Here is a 14,988-nt window from a genome sequence, read left to right as displayed (position 1 = left end):
TTGATTACGCGTTGACGCGGACGGCCTCGCCGACCAGCGCGCCGAAAACCGATGCACCCTGCTCCGCCGGCGCGGCCGCCGAACGGAACACGCCGAACAGCTCGCGGCCGAAGCCGACTTCGTTTTCCGCCTGATGAAGCGGCTGCGCGACCGGGCGCGCGTGCCATTCCTGCTCGTCGATCGCGATGTCGAGCACGCCGGCCTCGGCGTCGATCACGATCGTGTCGCCCGTCTGCACCTTGCCGAGCGGGCCGTTCAGCAGCGCTTCCGGCGACACGTGGATCACCGCCGGCACCTTGCCCGACGCACCCGACATGCGGCCGTCGGTCACGAGCGCGACATGAAAACCCTGATCCTGCAATACGCCGAGCAGCGGCGTCAAACGGTGCAGCTCCGGCATCCCGTTCGCGCGCGCGCCCTGGAAACGCACGACCGCGACGAAATCGCGCTTCAGCTCGCCGCGATCGAACGCTTCCTGCACGCCTTCCTGCGAATCGAACACGATCGCGGGCGCGCTCACCTTGCGATGCTCGGGCGCGACCGCCGAGATCTTGATCACGCCGCGGCCGAGCCGGCCCTGCATCAGGCGCAGGCCGCCGTCCGGCTGGAACGGCTCGGCGAGCGGGCGCAGCACCTTCGCATCCTGGCTCTCGGCGACGCCGTCGACCCAGGTCAGCTTGCCGTCGAGCAGCTTCGGCTCCTTCGTGTAGTGCGCGAGGCCGCGGCCGGCGACCGTCGTCACGTCCTCGTGCAGCAGCCCGCCCTCGAGCAGGTTGCGCACGAGGAACGCGACGCCGCCCGCCGCGTGGAAGTGGTTGACGTCCGCCTTGCCGTTCGGATAGATCTTCGCGAGCAGCGGCACCGCGGCGGACAGCTCGTCGAAGTCGTCCCAGTCGATCAGGACGCCGGCCGCGCGCGCGATCGCGACGAGGTGCAACGTATGGTTCGTCGAGCCGCCGGTCGCGAGCAGCGCGACGATCCCGTTCACGATCGCCTTCTCGTCGATCACATGGCCGATCGGCGTGTAGTGGCCACGCTCGACGGTCAGGTCGAGCACGCGGCGCGCGGCCTCGGCCGTCAGCGCGTCGCGCAGCGGCGTGTGCGGATGCACGAACGCGGAGCCGGGCAGATGCAGGCCCATCAGCTCCATCAGCATCTGGTTGCTGTTCGCGGTGCCGTAGAACGTGCAGGTGCCGTGGCCGTGATACGCGGACGATTCGGCTTCGAGCAGCGCGTCGCGGCCGACCTGGCCGGTCGCGAACTGCTGGCGGATCTTCGCCTTGTCGTCGTTCGACAGACCGCTCGTCATCGGGCCGGCCGGCACGAAGATCGTCGGCAGATGGCCGAACTGCAGCGCGCCGATCAGCAGGCCCGGCACGATCTTGTCGCAGATCCCGAGGCACAGCGCCGCGTCGAACATGTTGTGCGTGAGCGCGATCGCGGTGCCCATCGCGATCGCCTCGCGCGAGAACAGCGACAGCTCCATCCCGGCATTGCCCTGCGTGACGCCGTCGCACATCGCCGGCACGCCGCCCGCGAATTGCGCGACGCCACCGTTCTCGCGCGCGGCGACCTTGATGATGTCGGGGAAAGTCTTGTACGGCGCGTGTGCGGACAACATCTCGTTGTACGACGACACGATGCCGATGTTCGGCTCGCGAATCGCCTTGATCTTGAACTTGTCGTCGCCTTCGAGGCCCGCGAAGCCGTGCGCGAGGTTCGCGCACGACAGCGCGCCGCGCGCGGGGAACTTGCCCTGCGCGCCGTCGATGCGCTTCAGGTAGGCGGAACGGGTCGACTGGCTGCGTGCGATCACGCGTTCGGTGACTTTCGCCAGAGTGGGATGCAGCGAGGTCATGCTGGGCGCTCCTGAATGGCCGGCCGACACCGGCAAGTTGGGATCGTGGGGACGGCCGACTGCGTCGACCGAACGGCCAAAGTCTAGTAGAAAAACTACAAGCACGCAATGCCAACTCATGCGCGGGCGCAGCATTTTTTAGCCGAAAGCCCGACAAATACTAGTAATAACCCTAAGATTCATGTCAAAACCGCCGCGAGCACTGAGCAGATCGAGCTAGAAATTTTATGTAGATTTTCTACAATTCTATTGCGATACACTCGCTCATCCGAACCCGATTACGCCGAGCCGTCCCATGCTGCCCCGCATCGAAGCGATCCGCCCCGAGCTGCGCCCGTCCGAACGCAAGCTCGCCGACTACATTCTCGCCGCGCCGCGCGAGGTACTCGACCTCGCGATGACCGAGCTATCGACACGCGCGGGCGTCAGCCAGCCGACGATCGCGCGCTTCTGCCACGCGCTCGGCTGCAGCGGCTTCCGCGAGTTCAAGATCCGGCTCGCGCAGAGTGTCGCGCCGGGCGTGTCGTCGGTGTACCGCGACGTCGAGCCCGACGAGCCGGCGCCCGGCATCATCGGCAAGGTGTTCGACCGCACGATCGGCGCGCTGATCGAGGTCCGCAACAGCCTGTCAGCCGGCAGCGTCGCGGAGGCGATCGACCTGCTCGCACATGCGTCGCGGATCGAGTTCTACGGCGCCGGCGGCTCGGGGATTGCCGCACAGGACATCCAGCACAAGTTCTTCCGGCTCGGCATGCCGAGCGTCGCGTATTCCGATCCGCACACGTTCTCGATGTCGGCCGCGCTGCTCGGCCCGCAGGACGTCGTCGTCGCGATCTCGAACACCGGCCGCACGCGCGACATCGTCGACGCCGCGCGCTCCGCGCTCGCGTGCGACGCAAAAGTGATCGCGATCACGCACAGCCATTCGCCGCTCGCGAAGCTCGCGACCGTGAGCCTCGCGTCGAATATCGCGGAGGAGACCGACGTGTTCTCGCCGATGACGTCGCGAATGTCGCATCTCGCGATCGGCGACATTCTCGCGGTCGGCGTCGCGCTGTCGCGCGGCCCGGCGCTCGTCGACCGGCTCGGCCGCGCGAAGGAGGCGATCACGCGCCGCCGGATCGACGAAGCGGGCGGGGGCGCGGACAAGGCGAAGGCGTGAACGAAAACAAAAACGCAAAACGGCGCCCGCAAGAGGCGCCGTCGGCGGAATCACTTTGCGACGCGGCGCGTCAGAACGGCTTGATCACGACGAGCGCGACGGCCGCGAGCATCCCGAGCACGGGCAATTCGTTGAACACGCGATACCACTTGTCGGAGCGGCGGTTCTCGCCGCGCTCGAACACCTTCAGCAGATATCCGCAGTACGCGTGATAACCGACCAGCAGCGCGACCACGCCGACCTTCGCGTGCACCCAGCCCTGCCCGGCGCCGATGCCGATCACGAGCCACAGCCACAGCCCGCACGCGAGCGCCGGCACCGCGATGAAGCTCATGAAGCGGAACAGCTTGCGCGCCATCACGAGGAGCCGCCGCACTGCGGCCGGCTCGGTTTCGATCGCGAGGTTCACGAAGATGCGCGGCAGGTAGAACAGCCCCGCGAACCACGCCGCGATCAGCACGATATGGAAAGTCTTGACCCAGAGCATCGCCATCGATCAGACCTCCAAACCACGAAACGTCTCAACCACCCGAGCCTCGAATGCCTGAAAAGACGGCAACGGGCGCAAATGCTCAAAATCCGCAGTTAGCTCAGCCACCCTGCTCCTGCAAAGCCCTTCATTAATCGCTCGACGGGGCGGGCGATCCGCTGCTGCATGCAGCAGCGCAAACAACGCCTGCTTAGGATCCGGCAACGCTTCCCAGCGGGACCGAGGCGGAATTGTCAGCGGAACCTTGCCATTCGGATTCTCCGCCGCCCGCCTTATCGCAGGCTCACTACCCAGTAACCAAGCTTCGGTCATACGGACAGGAATGACTGGGATCCAGACGCCTTCCACGTCAGCAAGTTCGTCGGTCAACTGCTGTAATCGCATTTCGTAACCGTCTCGCTCCGCGTCGCGATGCACAAACAAAACATCGAATTCGTAGAGCGCCCGCACTCTAGCGACACGCGTTCGAAGTCCCGTCGATGGCGGTGGTAACCCATCTCGAGCAAACTCTTCTATCGTTGTCAAATCAGGAAAATTTTGATCGATGACCCATCGAATAATGGGCAGCAGCACCGCATCGGAGCTCCCATCAGCAAGGAGCGTGTAACGAATAAAACTCACCCGCTCCCCCGTTCATTGAAAAAGCGCCAATTGCTCACGCAACAGCGCTCTGACCGTCGATGAATCTCGATCTTCGCTCACCTCATCTGCATTGAGATAAGCCAGCAAAGTACTCAACGACGTTGTTTTTTGATCGGGCATTTTTTCAGCGCGCCACGTCTTGGCCAGAAATCCGAACGTACTAAAAGTTGCTGTCTTTTGGCGATATTGCTGACAAACCACGAGATCGTCGGCCTTCAACTCCTGCACAACCAAAGGAGAGTGTGTATTGATAATCACCTGGCGCAATGGATTATGCTCGTCGACTGCCTCATTCGGATCGACTGCCATATCACGCAGCAAGTTTGTCATTGCCCGAACCCGTGAAGGATGAATGCCGTTCTCAGGCTCTTCGAGGCATATTAGCCCTCCCGCCAAAGGATCAGCATGAATGATAGCCAGCGCCAAAAATCGCAATGTGCCGTCAGAGAGCGCCTTTGCAGGATATTTAATGCCATCGCGATTCGTCAGGTACAGGGTCTTTAGCTCCCGTCTTTCGTCAACCTCAACGGATAGTTCCGCGACATCCGGAATTAGCTCCGACAATCGATTTGCAACCGCTGCATCCTTGTTCAGCCATTTGAGCGTCGCAGGCATATGCGCACCCGAAGGTGCAACATGAATGTCGGATGGCGTCGAAAAATCGTCAGGTTGCCGAAGCGCTGATGGCTCAAGCTGGAGCAACGCCCACGATTGCATTTCACGGCGAGCTGCCAATGCAGTCGGCCTGTCGATCGTGTTGATTCCGCTCAACGCGGTGCGCTCCATTCCGAACGCTGGAATGCGCTCCGGCCGCCCCCTGCTCGTTCCAGAATCTTGATGGATGTTGACGATCGCTCGCCCATCGGCTTCTTTCTCGGTCGATATGAAATTCGATGTTTTCGTTCCACCCTTGACCGATTCCCAAAATACATCGGCATGAGGAAACAGATTGCGCCGAAAATCACGCTTCGGAATATATTCGAGTGCCTCGTCGAGCAGCTGAATCCTCTCGCTTCCGGAGGTTTCGTCCAATTTATAACCTAAAGCGATCCGATATCTCAGATGAGTCACGTGAGGCGCACCCTGGCGTCCGAAGTCATCAACCACGACATCGGAAACCAGAAACTCCACCTCCAACTCCATCGTGTCGGCGCTACTGTTCTTGTAACGGGTAAAGATCGAACCCACCGACCCGAATCTCTTACCGTCCCGATCACGGACCCGATTGGCCGCAGCAATGATCGGCATGTCAACCAGATCCCGCAAAAACACGATCACGTCAAATAGATTGGACTTTCCCGCACCATTCACCCCTGCAACGCACGTAAAAGGGCCGAAATCGACGGTGACATCCCCAAGACTTTTGAATCCCTTGACGCGAAGCCTGGTTAGCATGCCGTTTCTCCTGTTGTCGCTTACTGACGCCCTTCGCCGTGCCCGAGCACGACGTACTTCAGCGACGTCAACCCTTCGAGGCCGACCGGCCCGCGCGCATGCAGCTTGTCGTTCGAGATCCCGATCTCCGCGCCGAGGCCGAACTCGAAGCCATCCGCGAAGCGCGTCGACGCGTTGACCATCACGCTCGCCGAATCGACTTCGCGCAGAAAGCGCATCGCGCGGTCGTGATCCTCGGTGACGATCGCATCGGTGTGATGCGAGCCGTATTCGTTGATGTGCTCGATCGCGGCGTCCATCCCGTCGACGATCTTGACCGCCAGCACCGGCGCGAGATATTCGGTGCGCCAGTCTTCTTCGGTCGCGTCGACGAGCGGGCCGACGCCGGCGTCGGCGAGCACCGCGCGCGCGGCGGGATCGACGCGCAGCTCGACGCCCTTGTCGCGATAGAGCCGGCCGAGCGGCGGCAACACCGCGCCTGCGATGCCGGCCGCGACGAGCAGCGTCTCCATCGTGTTGCAGGTGCCGTAGCGGTGCGTCTTCGCGTTGTCGCAGACGGTCAGCGCCTTCGCGAGATCCGCGCGGTCGTCCACGTACACGTGGCAGATCCCGTCGAGATGCTTGATCATCGGCACGCGCGCCTCGGCGATCAGCCGCTCGATCAGGCTCTTGCCGCCGCGCGGCACGATCACGTCGACGTAGTCGGTCATCGTGATCAGCTTGCCGACCGCCGCGCGATCGGCGGTCGCGACCACCTGCACCGCGTCCTGCGGCAGCCCCGCGGCCGCGAGCCCTTCGCCGATCAGCTTCGCGAGCGCGGTATTCGATTCGAGCGCCTCGGAGCCGCCGCGCAGGATCGTCGCGTTGCCGGACTTCAGGCACAGCGCGGCCGCGTCGATCGTCACGTTCGGCCGCGATTCGTAGATGATCCCGATCACGCCGAGCGGCACGCGCATCTGGCCGACCTGGATCCCGCTCGGGCGGTACTTCAGATTGCCGATCTCGCCGATCGGATCCGCGAGCGACGCGACCTGGCGCAGCCCTTCGACCATCGTGTTCAGCGCCTTGTCCGACAGCGTCAGGCGGTCGATGAACGCCGCATCGAGCCCCTTTTCGCGCGCGCGCGCGACGTCACGCGCGTTCGCCTCCTTCAGCTGCTGCGCGTCGCGCTCGATCGCGCGCGCGACCGCGTCGAGCGCCGCGTTCTTCGCGGCCGTGCTGGCGCGCGCCATCGCGCGCGAAGCGTGCCGGGCGCGGCGGCCCAGGTCCGTCATGTACTGATCGATATCCATCGTGTGACTCGAAACGCATGCCGCGCGAAGCGGCGTGAAATCATCGGAAAACGCGATGCGGCCGGCTCGCGCGGCCGCATCGATTCGTGTCGAAGCATTGTAATGCGGGTGCGGATCGCGCGCTGGGCACTGCGGCCAACCGCCGCGAATGCGGACAGCGGCCCGGCGCTCAGCGCCTGGCGCCGCCCGCGGTGCGCGGTCGCTCGCCCTGCGCGAGCGCGACCGTCATCGCGAGCTGGAACAGGCCGTCCCACGGATCGGGCGGCGGCACGTCCTGCGCGCGCCGCACCGGCAGCGCGACCGCGCTCAGCCCCTTGACCTGCCGGTCGAGCCGCGCGGCGAACGCGAGCGCCTTCTCGAGCACGGCCTCGGACACGCGATTGAGCGCCGGCCCGATCAGCCGCTCGCGCGGCCCCCACACACGGTTCTCGCGCAGCAGCGTCGCGAGCGGCTTGCCGGCCGCGACGCCGCGCTTGATCCTGAGCAGCGTGCGCAACTCCTCGACGACCGCCCACATCACGAGCACGATCGCCTCGCCCTCGCCCTTGAGCCCGTCGATCATCCGCGCGAGCCGCGCGGCGTCGCCCACGAGCATCGCCTCGTTCAGCTTGAACACGTCGTAGCGCGCGACGTTCAGCACCGCGTCGTGCACCTGCTCGAACGTCAGCGACCCCTGCGGATACAGCAGCCCGAGCTTCTGGATCTCCTGATGCGCGGCGAGCAGGTTGCCCTCGACGCGCTCCGCGACGAACTGCAGCGCGCGCCGCCCGTCGTCGCCGGCCGCGACGCGCTGCCCCTGCATCGCGAGCCGCTGGCCGATCCAGTTCGGCAGTTGCGCGCGGTCGACCGGATCGATCTTCAGCGCGACGCCGCCGTTCGCGAGCGCGGTAAACCACGCGGATTTCTGCGTCGCCGCGTCGAGGCGCGGCAGCGTGACGAGCAGCAGCACGTCCGGATTGCCGGCGGCCGCGAGCGTCTTCAGCGCGTCGGCGCCGTCCTTGCCGGGCTTGCCCGACGGAATCCGCAACTCGATCAGCTGGCGCTCGCCGAACAGCGACATCGCCTGCGTCGCGCCGATCAGCACGCTCCAGTCGAAGCCGCGCTCGACCGTGTGCACCGAGCGGTCGGTGAAGCCGGCCGCGCGCGCGGCCGCGCGGATGCGGTCGCACGCCTCCTGCGCGAGCAGCGGTTCGTCGCCGTAGACCGTGTAGAGTCCGGCGAGCCCCTTCGCGAGATGCGGCTCCAGCGCGTCGAGACGCAATTGCATCGTCAGCGCCCGATCACAGCGGCGGCGGCGGCAGCGGCGCGCGCGGCGATACGCCGGGCACCACCTGCTCCGGCGACGGATGCAGCGAGTGTACGATCGCGAGGCGCCGCATCAGCTGGTCGACCGCGTCGTTCTGCATGTCCGCGTACAGGATGTCGGCTTCCTGCGCCTTCGCCTGCGTGTACTGATCGCTATACGTCATCGCGCGGTTCAGCGCGATCGTGCTCGGCGGGATCAGCAGCGTGCCGTCCTTCGCGGTCAGCGTATAGTTCAGCGAATAGTTCAGCGAGTATTCCTCGACCGAGCCGTACTGGTTCAGCGTCAGCGTGCTCTGCCCGCGCGACTCGGACATGCGCAGCACCGCATCCGCGGCGTCGATCGACTTCACGATCTTCGTATCGCTGCCGGCCTCGACGAGGCGCGTCAGACGCGCGGCGACGACGGGCGGCGCGCCCGCGAGCATCAGCTGCTTGAACGCGTAGTTCTGCGAGCCGCGCAACTGGAAGCCGCACGCCGACAGCACGAGCGCGCTGCCGGCCACCATCAGAAACGATCTGCGGATCACCTTCGCTCCTTCCTGTTCAGGCCGTTCGTCCCGGCAACCGCGCCGGGCGTCAAACGACGATGTTCACGAGGCGGCCCGGCACGACGACGATCTTCTTCGCCGGCCGGCCTTCGCCGAACTTCGCGAACGTCTCGTCGGCGAGCGCCGCGGCCTCGATCGCGTCGCGGCCCGCGTCCTTCGCGACCTTGATCGCGCCGCGCACCTTGCCGTTCACCTGCAGCACGAGTTCGATCTCGGCCTGTTCGAGCGCGGCCTCGTCGACCTTCGGCCACGGCGCGTCGAGCAGCGTGCCGAAATCGTCCGCGTAGCCGAGCGCCTTCCACAGCTCGAACGTCACGTGCGGCACGACCGGATACAGCACGCGCAGCAGCACGCCGTACGCGTCGCGCAGCACCGCGGGCGTCGCCCCCTTCGCGCCGTCGAGCGCGTTCAGCATCTTCATCGCGGCCGATACGACGGTGTTGTACTGCAGGCGTTGATAGTCGAAATCGGCCTGCTTCAGCACGCCGTAAATCTCGCGGCGCAGCGACTTGTCCGCGTCGCCGAGCTTCGCGGCGTCGAAGCCCGCGCGCTCCGCGAGCGCGGCGCGGTTCGCGTGGCCGAAGCTCCACACGCGGCGCAGGAAGCGGCTCGCGCCCTCGACGCCCGCGCCCGACCACTCGAGCTGCTGCTCGGGCGGCGCCGCGAACATCGTGAACAGGCGCGCGGTGTCCGCGCCGTACTGGTCGATCAGCAACTGCGGATCGACGCCGTTGTTCTTCGACTTCGACATCTTCTCGATGCCGCCGAGCACGACCGGCTGGCCGTCGGTCTTCAGCGTCGCGCCGACCGGGCGGCCCTTGTCGTCGAACGAGACGGTCACGTCGGCCGGGTTGTACCAGGTCTTCTTGCCGGACGCATCCTCGCGGTAAAACGTCTCGTTCAGCACCATCCCCTGCGTGAGCAGGTTCTTCGCCGGCTCGCCGAACTTCACGAGGCCGAGGTCGCGCATCACCTTCGTCCAGAAGCGCGAGTACAGCAGGTGCAGGATCGCGTGCTCGATGCCGCCGATGTACTGGTCCATCGGCATCCAGTAATCGGTGCGAGCGTCGACCATCGTTTCCGCGTCGGGCGCCGTGTAGCGCGAGAAATACCACGACGAATCGACGAACGTGTCCATCGTGTCGGTCTCGCGCTTCGCCGCGCCGCCGCACGTCGGGCACGCGCAGTTCAGGAATGCTTCGGACTTCGCGAGCGGGTTGCCCGAGCCGTCCGGCACGAGATCCTCCGGCAGCACGACCGGCAGATCCTTTTCCGGCACCGGCACGTCGCCGCACGACGGGCAGTGGATGATCGGGATCGGCGTGCCCCAGTAGCGCTGGCGCGAAATGCCCCAGTCGCGCAAGCGCCACGTGACCTGCTTGTCGCCGAAGCCGCCCGCCTTCAGGTCGGCCGCGATCGCGTCGACGGCCGCGCCATACGCGAGCCCGTCGTACTTGCCGCTGTTCACGCAGACCGCGCGCTCCTTGTCGCCGTACCACTCTTGCCACGCGTCGGTCGAATACGTCTCGCCAACAGCCGCAATCACCTGCGTGATCGGCAGCGCGTACTTCTTCGCGAACGCGAAGTCGCGCTCGTCATGCGCGGGCACGCCCATCACCGCGCCTTCGCCGTAGCTCATCAGCACGTAGTTGCCGATCCACACCTCGACCGGCTCGTTCGTCAGCGGGTGCGTGACCTTGAAGCCGGTCGGCACGCCCTTCTTCTCCATCGTCGCGACGTCGGCTTCCGCGACGCCGCCGCGCTTGCATTCGTCGATGAACGCCAGCAGCTCGGGCTTGTCCTGCGCCAGGCGCGTCGCGAGCGGATGCTCGGCCGCGATCGCGCAGAACGTGACGCCCATGATCGTGTCCGCGCGCGTCGTGAACACGCGCAGCAGCTTCTGCTCGCCGTCGAGTTTATACGGGAAGCCGAAGTTCACGCCGAAGCTCTTGCCGATCCAGTTCTGCTGCATGATCTTCACGCGCTCGGGCCAGCCAAGGCCGTCGAGGTCGTTCAGCAGTTCATCGGCGTACTGCGTGATCCGCAGGTAGTACATCGGGATCTCGCGCTTCTCGACGAGCGCGCCCGAGCGCCAGCCGCGGCCGTCGATCACCTGCTCGTTCGCGAGCACGGTCTGGTCGACCGGATCCCAGTTCACGGTGCCCGTCTTCTTGTACGCGATGCCCTGCTCGAGCATCTTCAGGAACAGCCACTGGTTCCACTTGTAGTAGTCGGGCTTGCAGGTCGCGATTTCGCGCGACCAGTCGATCGCGAGCCCCATCGACTGCATCTGACGCTTCATGTAGTCGATGTTGTCGTAGGTCCACTGCGCCGGCGGCACGCCGTTCGCCATCGCGGCGTTCTCGGCCGGCATCCCGAACGCGTCCCAGCCCATCGGCATCAGCGTGTTGTAGCCGTTCATCCGCAGATAGCGGTACATCACGTCGTTGATCGTGTAGTTGCGCACGTGACCCATGTGCAGCTTGCCGGACGGGTACGGCAGCATCGACACGCAGTAGAACTTCGGCTTCTGCGAATCTTCCTGCGTCTTGTAGGCATCGGCTGCGCGCCAGTCGCTCCGGGCGGCGGCTTCGACGTCGGCGGGTACGTATCTCTCGTGCATGGTGTGGTTCGGGCTAGGCTTTGAGCAGCGCGCGCCGACGAGGCGGCCGCGCGGAAATGGACGAAACTCGCGCTTGTCCGGCGAGCGGGCGCATTCGCGGGGCCGGATACGCTCCGGACACCCGGGACAGGGCCTGCCAGCCGGGAAAAACGTCGATTATACCGCCCATACCACCCGCATCGCGCCGTCAGGCCAACGGGCGCGGGCGCAGGTTTCGGAAGCGGGAGCGGGAGCGGATCAGTGCGCGGGCGCCGCGGCCGGCGCACCCGGCACACTGCCGGGCAGCGGCAGATCGGTCACGAAGCCGATCCGCGTGAGGCCCGCGGCCTGCGCGGCGCCCATCACCTGCGCGATCACGTCGTAGCGGGTCGCGCGCGACGCGCGCAGATGCAGGTCCGGCGCCGAACCGCTCGCCGCCGCCTCGCGCAGACGCGCGGGCAGCGCGTCGAGCGGCACCGGCGCGTCGTCCCAGTAGACCTTGCCTGCATCGTCGATCGACAGCGTGACCGTCCGGGGCGTCTCGCGCGCGACGTCGGCCGCGACCTTCGGCAGATCGAGCCGGATCGCGTGCGTCATCAGCGGCGCGGTGATGATGAAGATCACGAGCAGCACGAGCATCACGTCGATCAGCGGCGTCATGTTGATCTCCGCGATCGGCGCGGACGTCTTGTGATGCTCGAGCCCGCCGAATGCCATGCGTCGCTCCTGTCGGGATGGAAGTCAGGCGTCGTCCGCGCAGACGAACACGTGCAGGTCGCGCGCGAAGCCGTCGAGCTCCTCGGCGATCTGGCGCACGAGCCGCCCGAGGATGTTGTACGCGAGCACCGCCGGAATCGCGACGACGAGCCCGAACGCGGTCATGATCAGCGCCTCGCCGACCGGCCCGGCGACGTTCTCGATCTGCGCCTGCCCGCTCGCGGCGATGCTGCCGAGCGCGTGGTAGATGCCCCACACGGTGCCGAGCAGGCCGACGAACGGCGCGGTGCTGCCGATCGACGCAAGCAGCACCTGGCCGAACTCGAGCCGCCGCTGCGAGCGCAGCATCGCGTGGCGCAGCGCGCGCAGCACGCGCTCGCTACGCTCGACGCGCGCCGCGAGCGCGGCCGGATCGTGATCGCCAGCCGCGTCGCGCGCGGCCTCCGCCAGTGGCACGAACACGCGCTCGCGATCGGCGCCGGCGAGCGCGGCGATGCCGGCGTCGAGCGTCGCCGCGCGCCAGAACGCGGCGAGCGCGCCCGGCCCCTGCCACTTCGCTCGCACGAGCAGCCACGCCTTCACGACGAGAAAGCACCAGCTCGCGATCGACATCGCGAGCAGCACATAGGCCACCGCGTGCGTGACCGCGTCGCCGGTTTCGAGATAGTGGAGAACGCCGGTGGGAGCCGCCATCGGGGGTCCGTCTTGCGCGTCAGCGCAGGCCGAGCACGTCCTGCATGTCGAACAGGCCCGCGCCGTGCTGCGACAGGAAGCGCACCGCGCGCAGCGCGCCCTGCGCGTACGACACGCGGCTCGCGGATTTGTGCGTGACCTCGATCCGCTCGCCGATGCCGGCGAACAGCACCGTGTGATCGCCGACGATGTCGCCGCCGCGGATCGCGGAGAAACCGATCGTCGACGGATCGCGCTCGCCCGTCACGCCGTGGCGGCCGTACACCGCGCAGTCGGCGAGCGAGCGGCCGAGCGCGCCCGCGACCGCCTCGCCCATCATCAGCGCGGTGCCCGACGGCGCGTCGACCTTGTGGCGGTGATGCGCCTCGATGATCTCGATGTCGTAGCCCTGCGAGAAATGCTTCGCCGCGAACTCGAGCAGCTTCAGCGTGACGTTCACGCCGACGCTCATGTTCGCGGATAACATGATGCCGATCTGGTCGGCGGCCGCGCGCAGCGTCGCCTTCTGCTCGTCGGTGAAGCCGGTCGTGCCGATCACGAGCTTCACGCCGTGGCGCAGCGCGGCGTCGACGTGCGCGATCGTCCCTTCGGGGCGCGTGAAGTCGATCAGATAGTCGGCCTGCGCGAACACCGCGTCGAGATCGTCGGTCAGCTTGATGCCGGTTTCCTTGCCGAGGAACGCGCCCGCGTCCTGGCCGAGAAACGGCGAGCCGACACGGTCGAGCGCGCCGGCGAGCTGCGCGTCGGGATCGTTGAGAACGGCTTCGATCAGCATCCGGCCCATCCGGCCGGACGCGCCGGCAATCGCAATCTTCATGGCTTTCCGTACGACGAGTGAAAAAGGCGGGGCGGCGTGTGCCGCCCCGTGTGACGCGATGCGCCGGCGTTACTGGGCCGCGCTCGCCGCCGCGGGCGCCGACGGCGCGGTGAGCGGCTGGTTCTGCAGCGAGCCCTGCGGGCCGACGGCCTGCGCGGCTTCGTTCGACCCGGCCGGCGGCGGCGGACGATGGAACTGGAACTGCGGCTGGACCGACGAGTTCACGCCCGGCGACGCACCGCCCGCGACCGGCGCGGCCAGCGACGCGCGCGCGCCGGCGACCTGGCCCGGCACCTGCCCCGTCGCGCGGTTCGCCGCGCGCGCGGCTTCCTCGTTCGCGTCGAGGCCCGCGCCAACTTCCGTGCCGGACGGCGCGGCTGCGGCGGATGCCGACGCTAACGCGCCGCTCGCGGCTGCCGAAGCAGACGCCGCTTCGGACGCCGAAGCGGCCGCGACGGCCGCCTTCTTCGCCTTCCTGCCGGACTTGTCGCCGTCGATCTCGGCGAGCAGGTCGAGCTCGGACGGCAGATCGTCGGCGCCCGTCCAGCCCGCGAGGCGATCGGCCGAGAACGTCAACACGAGATCGCGCTGCTGGACGACGGACGTCGAGCCGCGCTTGAAGTAGAACAGGTAGTCCCAGCGGTCGGCGTGGAACATGTCGGTCAACAGCGGCGAGCCGAGCAACGTGCGGACCTGGTCGCGCGTCATGCCGGTCTGCAACTGCGCAGCCTTCTCGCGCGACACGAAATTGCCCTGGACGACGGTGATCCGGTACGGCGTGATGGACTGCGCGATGCGCTGCGTGACGCTGTCGTAGGAAGAACAACCAGCCAGCGCGGCGACGGCGGCGGCAGCGATGATGGCACTCCGCATGCGGCTCCTTTGAAAGTGCGAAAGAGATTCTGGAATCATTTCCCTCACCGTGCTGGCCCGTCCCGCAGGCCGCGCGTGTATCTGGAACGGCGAAAAGCCGGTAACATTGAACTCTGCATTGTACTCTAGGGATGCCTAGCCATGACCAATCCGACCGATCTCAAAAACATCGGGCTCAAGGCGACCCTACCCCGCCTCAAGATCCTCGAGATTTTCCAGCAGAGCCCCGTCCGCCATCTGACCGCCGAAGACGTATACCGGAACCTGCTGCACGAGGAGCTCGACATCGGCCTAGCGACCGTCTACCGGGTGCTCACGCAGTTCGAGCAGGCGGGCCTTCTCACGCGCAGCAACTTCGAATCCGGCAAGGCGGTGTTCGAGCTGAACGAAGGCCAGCATCACGATCACCTCGTCTGTCTCGACTGCGGCCGCGTCGAGGAGTTCTTCGATCCGGAAATCGAGCGCCGCCAGCAATCGATCGCGAAGGACCGAGGCTTCAGGCTCCAGGAGCATTCGCTCGCGCTCTACGGCTCCTGCACGACGGAAAACTGCCCGCACCGCAAGCACTGAACGGCGCGCGCGCTCACGCCACGC

14 protein-coding genes are annotated in these 14,988 nt (G+C 66.4%); 2 read left to right on the top strand and 12 right to left on the bottom strand.

Going from position 1 to position 14,988, the window contains the following annotated elements:
* Positions 1–4: 4 nt before the first annotated feature.
* Complete coding sequence (edd, locus tag HZI36_RS22240; RefSeq protein ID WP_179404835.1) at positions 5–1,858, bottom strand: phosphogluconate dehydratase; 1,854 nt, start codon at positions 1,856–1,858, stop codon at positions 5–7.
* A gap of 295 nt (positions 1,859–2,153) precedes the next feature.
* Between edd and HZI36_RS22235 the strand changes: the two genes are divergently transcribed.
* Positions 2,154–3,020, top strand: a complete 867-nt coding sequence (locus tag HZI36_RS22235; RefSeq protein WP_179404834.1) for a MurR/RpiR family transcriptional regulator — start codon at positions 2,154–2,156, stop codon at positions 3,018–3,020.
* 70 nt (positions 3,021–3,090) lie between these two features.
* Here HZI36_RS22235 and HZI36_RS22230 read toward each other — a convergent pair whose 3' ends face one another.
* The 11 genes from HZI36_RS22230 to HZI36_RS22180 all read right to left on the bottom strand — a co-directional run bounded on the left by HZI36_RS22230 (position 3,091) and on the right by HZI36_RS22180 (position 14,394).
* A complete protein-coding gene (locus tag HZI36_RS22230; protein WP_179404833.1) occupies positions 3,091–3,513 on the bottom strand; it encodes a CopD family protein in 423 nt (140 codons plus the stop codon).
* Between the two features lie 3 nt (positions 3,514–3,516).
* Entirely contained in the window at positions 3,517–4,083 is a 567-nt protein-coding gene (locus HZI36_RS22225) for a hypothetical protein (protein WP_179404832.1), read from the bottom strand.
* Positions 4,084–4,143: 60 nt separating this feature from the next.
* Positions 4,144–5,547: an AAA family ATPase gene (locus HZI36_RS22220; protein ID WP_179404831.1), complete on the bottom strand. Its 1,404-nt coding sequence runs from the start codon at positions 5,545–5,547 to the stop codon at positions 4,144–4,146.
* A gap of 20 nt (positions 5,548–5,567) precedes the next feature.
* The gene (locus tag HZI36_RS22215) at positions 5,568–6,839 is read right to left on the bottom strand and encodes a glutamate-5-semialdehyde dehydrogenase (protein ID WP_179404830.1); all 1,272 of its coding nucleotides are present in this window, start codon (positions 6,837–6,839) and stop codon (positions 5,568–5,570) included.
* Between the two features lie 169 nt (positions 6,840–7,008).
* Entirely contained in the window at positions 7,009–8,106 is a 1,098-nt protein-coding gene (holA, locus tag HZI36_RS22210) for a DNA polymerase III subunit delta (protein WP_179404829.1), read from the bottom strand.
* 13 nt (positions 8,107–8,119) lie between these two features.
* Entirely contained in the window at positions 8,120–8,671 is a 552-nt protein-coding gene (locus HZI36_RS22205) for an LPS assembly lipoprotein LptE (RefSeq protein ID WP_179404828.1), read from the bottom strand.
* Positions 8,672–8,720: 49 nt separating this feature from the next.
* Entirely contained in the window at positions 8,721–11,315 is a 2,595-nt protein-coding gene (leuS, locus tag HZI36_RS22200; protein WP_179404827.1) for a leucine--tRNA ligase, read from the bottom strand.
* A gap of 237 nt (positions 11,316–11,552) precedes the next feature.
* Positions 11,553–12,011, bottom strand: a complete 459-nt coding sequence (locus HZI36_RS22195) for an ExbD/TolR family protein (RefSeq protein ID WP_179404826.1) — start codon at positions 12,009–12,011, stop codon at positions 11,553–11,555.
* A 24-nt stretch (positions 12,012–12,035) separates the two neighbouring features.
* The gene (locus tag HZI36_RS22190; protein WP_179404825.1) at positions 12,036–12,704 is read right to left on the bottom strand and encodes a MotA/TolQ/ExbB proton channel family protein; all 669 of its coding nucleotides are present in this window, start codon (positions 12,702–12,704) and stop codon (positions 12,036–12,038) included.
* 19 nt (positions 12,705–12,723) lie between these two features.
* Complete coding sequence (gene dapB / locus HZI36_RS22185) at positions 12,724–13,521, bottom strand: 4-hydroxy-tetrahydrodipicolinate reductase (protein ID WP_179404824.1); 798 nt, start codon at positions 13,519–13,521, stop codon at positions 12,724–12,726.
* 69 nt (positions 13,522–13,590) lie between these two features.
* On the bottom strand, positions 13,591–14,394 hold the full coding sequence (locus HZI36_RS22180; RefSeq protein WP_179404823.1) for an outer membrane protein assembly factor BamE: 804 nt from the start codon (positions 14,392–14,394) through the stop codon (positions 13,591–13,593).
* Positions 14,395–14,535: 141 nt separating this feature from the next.
* Here HZI36_RS22180 and fur point away from each other — a divergent pair, with 141 nt between their 5' ends.
* Positions 14,536–14,964 carry a ferric iron uptake transcriptional regulator gene (gene fur, locus HZI36_RS22175; protein ID WP_179404822.1) on the top strand — a complete coding sequence of 143 codons (429 nt, stop codon included), beginning with the start codon at positions 14,536–14,538 and terminating at the stop codon, positions 14,962–14,964.
* Positions 14,965–14,988 lie beyond the last annotated feature (24 nt).

The sequence above is a fragment of the Burkholderia guangdongensis genome (assembly GCF_013403875.1).
GTDB lineage: Bacteria > Pseudomonadota > Gammaproteobacteria > Burkholderiales > Burkholderiaceae > Burkholderia > Burkholderia guangdongensis.
This window is presented reverse-complemented; position numbering and strand designations above follow the sequence as displayed.

Excerpts from the sequence above, each read along its gene's own strand:
- edd (WP_179404835.1), bottom strand. The coding sequence starts at position 1,858 with ATGACCTCGCTGCATCCCACTCTGGCGAAAGTCACCGAACGCGTGATC.
- HZI36_RS22195 (WP_179404826.1), bottom strand. The coding sequence starts at position 12,011 with ATGGCATTCGGCGGGCTCGAGCATCACAAGACGTCCGCGCCGATCGCG.
- fur (WP_179404822.1), top strand. The coding sequence starts at position 14,536 with ATGACCAATCCGACCGATCTCAAAAACATCGGGCTCAAGGCGACCCTA.
- HZI36_RS22180 (WP_179404823.1), bottom strand. The coding sequence starts at position 14,394 with ATGCGGAGTGCCATCATCGCTGCCGCCGCCGTCGCCGCGCTGGCTGGT.
- leuS (WP_179404827.1), bottom strand. The coding sequence starts at position 11,315 with ATGCACGAGAGATACGTACCCGCCGACGTCGAAGCCGCCGCCCGGAGC.
- HZI36_RS22190 (WP_179404825.1), bottom strand. The coding sequence starts at position 12,704 with ATGGCGGCTCCCACCGGCGTTCTCCACTATCTCGAAACCGGCGACGCG.
- HZI36_RS22235 (WP_179404834.1), top strand. The coding sequence starts at position 2,154 with ATGCTGCCCCGCATCGAAGCGATCCGCCCCGAGCTGCGCCCGTCCGAA.
- HZI36_RS22220 (WP_179404831.1), bottom strand. The coding sequence starts at position 5,547 with ATGCTAACCAGGCTTCGCGTCAAGGGATTCAAAAGTCTTGGGGATGTC.
- HZI36_RS22215 (WP_179404830.1), bottom strand. The coding sequence starts at position 6,839 with ATGGATATCGATCAGTACATGACGGACCTGGGCCGCCGCGCCCGGCAC.
- holA (WP_179404829.1), bottom strand. The coding sequence starts at position 8,106 with ATGCAATTGCGTCTCGACGCGCTGGAGCCGCATCTCGCGAAGGGGCTC.
- dapB (WP_179404824.1), bottom strand. The coding sequence starts at position 13,521 with ATGAAGATTGCGATTGCCGGCGCGTCCGGCCGGATGGGCCGGATGCTG.
- HZI36_RS22230 (WP_179404833.1), bottom strand. The coding sequence starts at position 3,513 with ATGGCGATGCTCTGGGTCAAGACTTTCCATATCGTGCTGATCGCGGCG.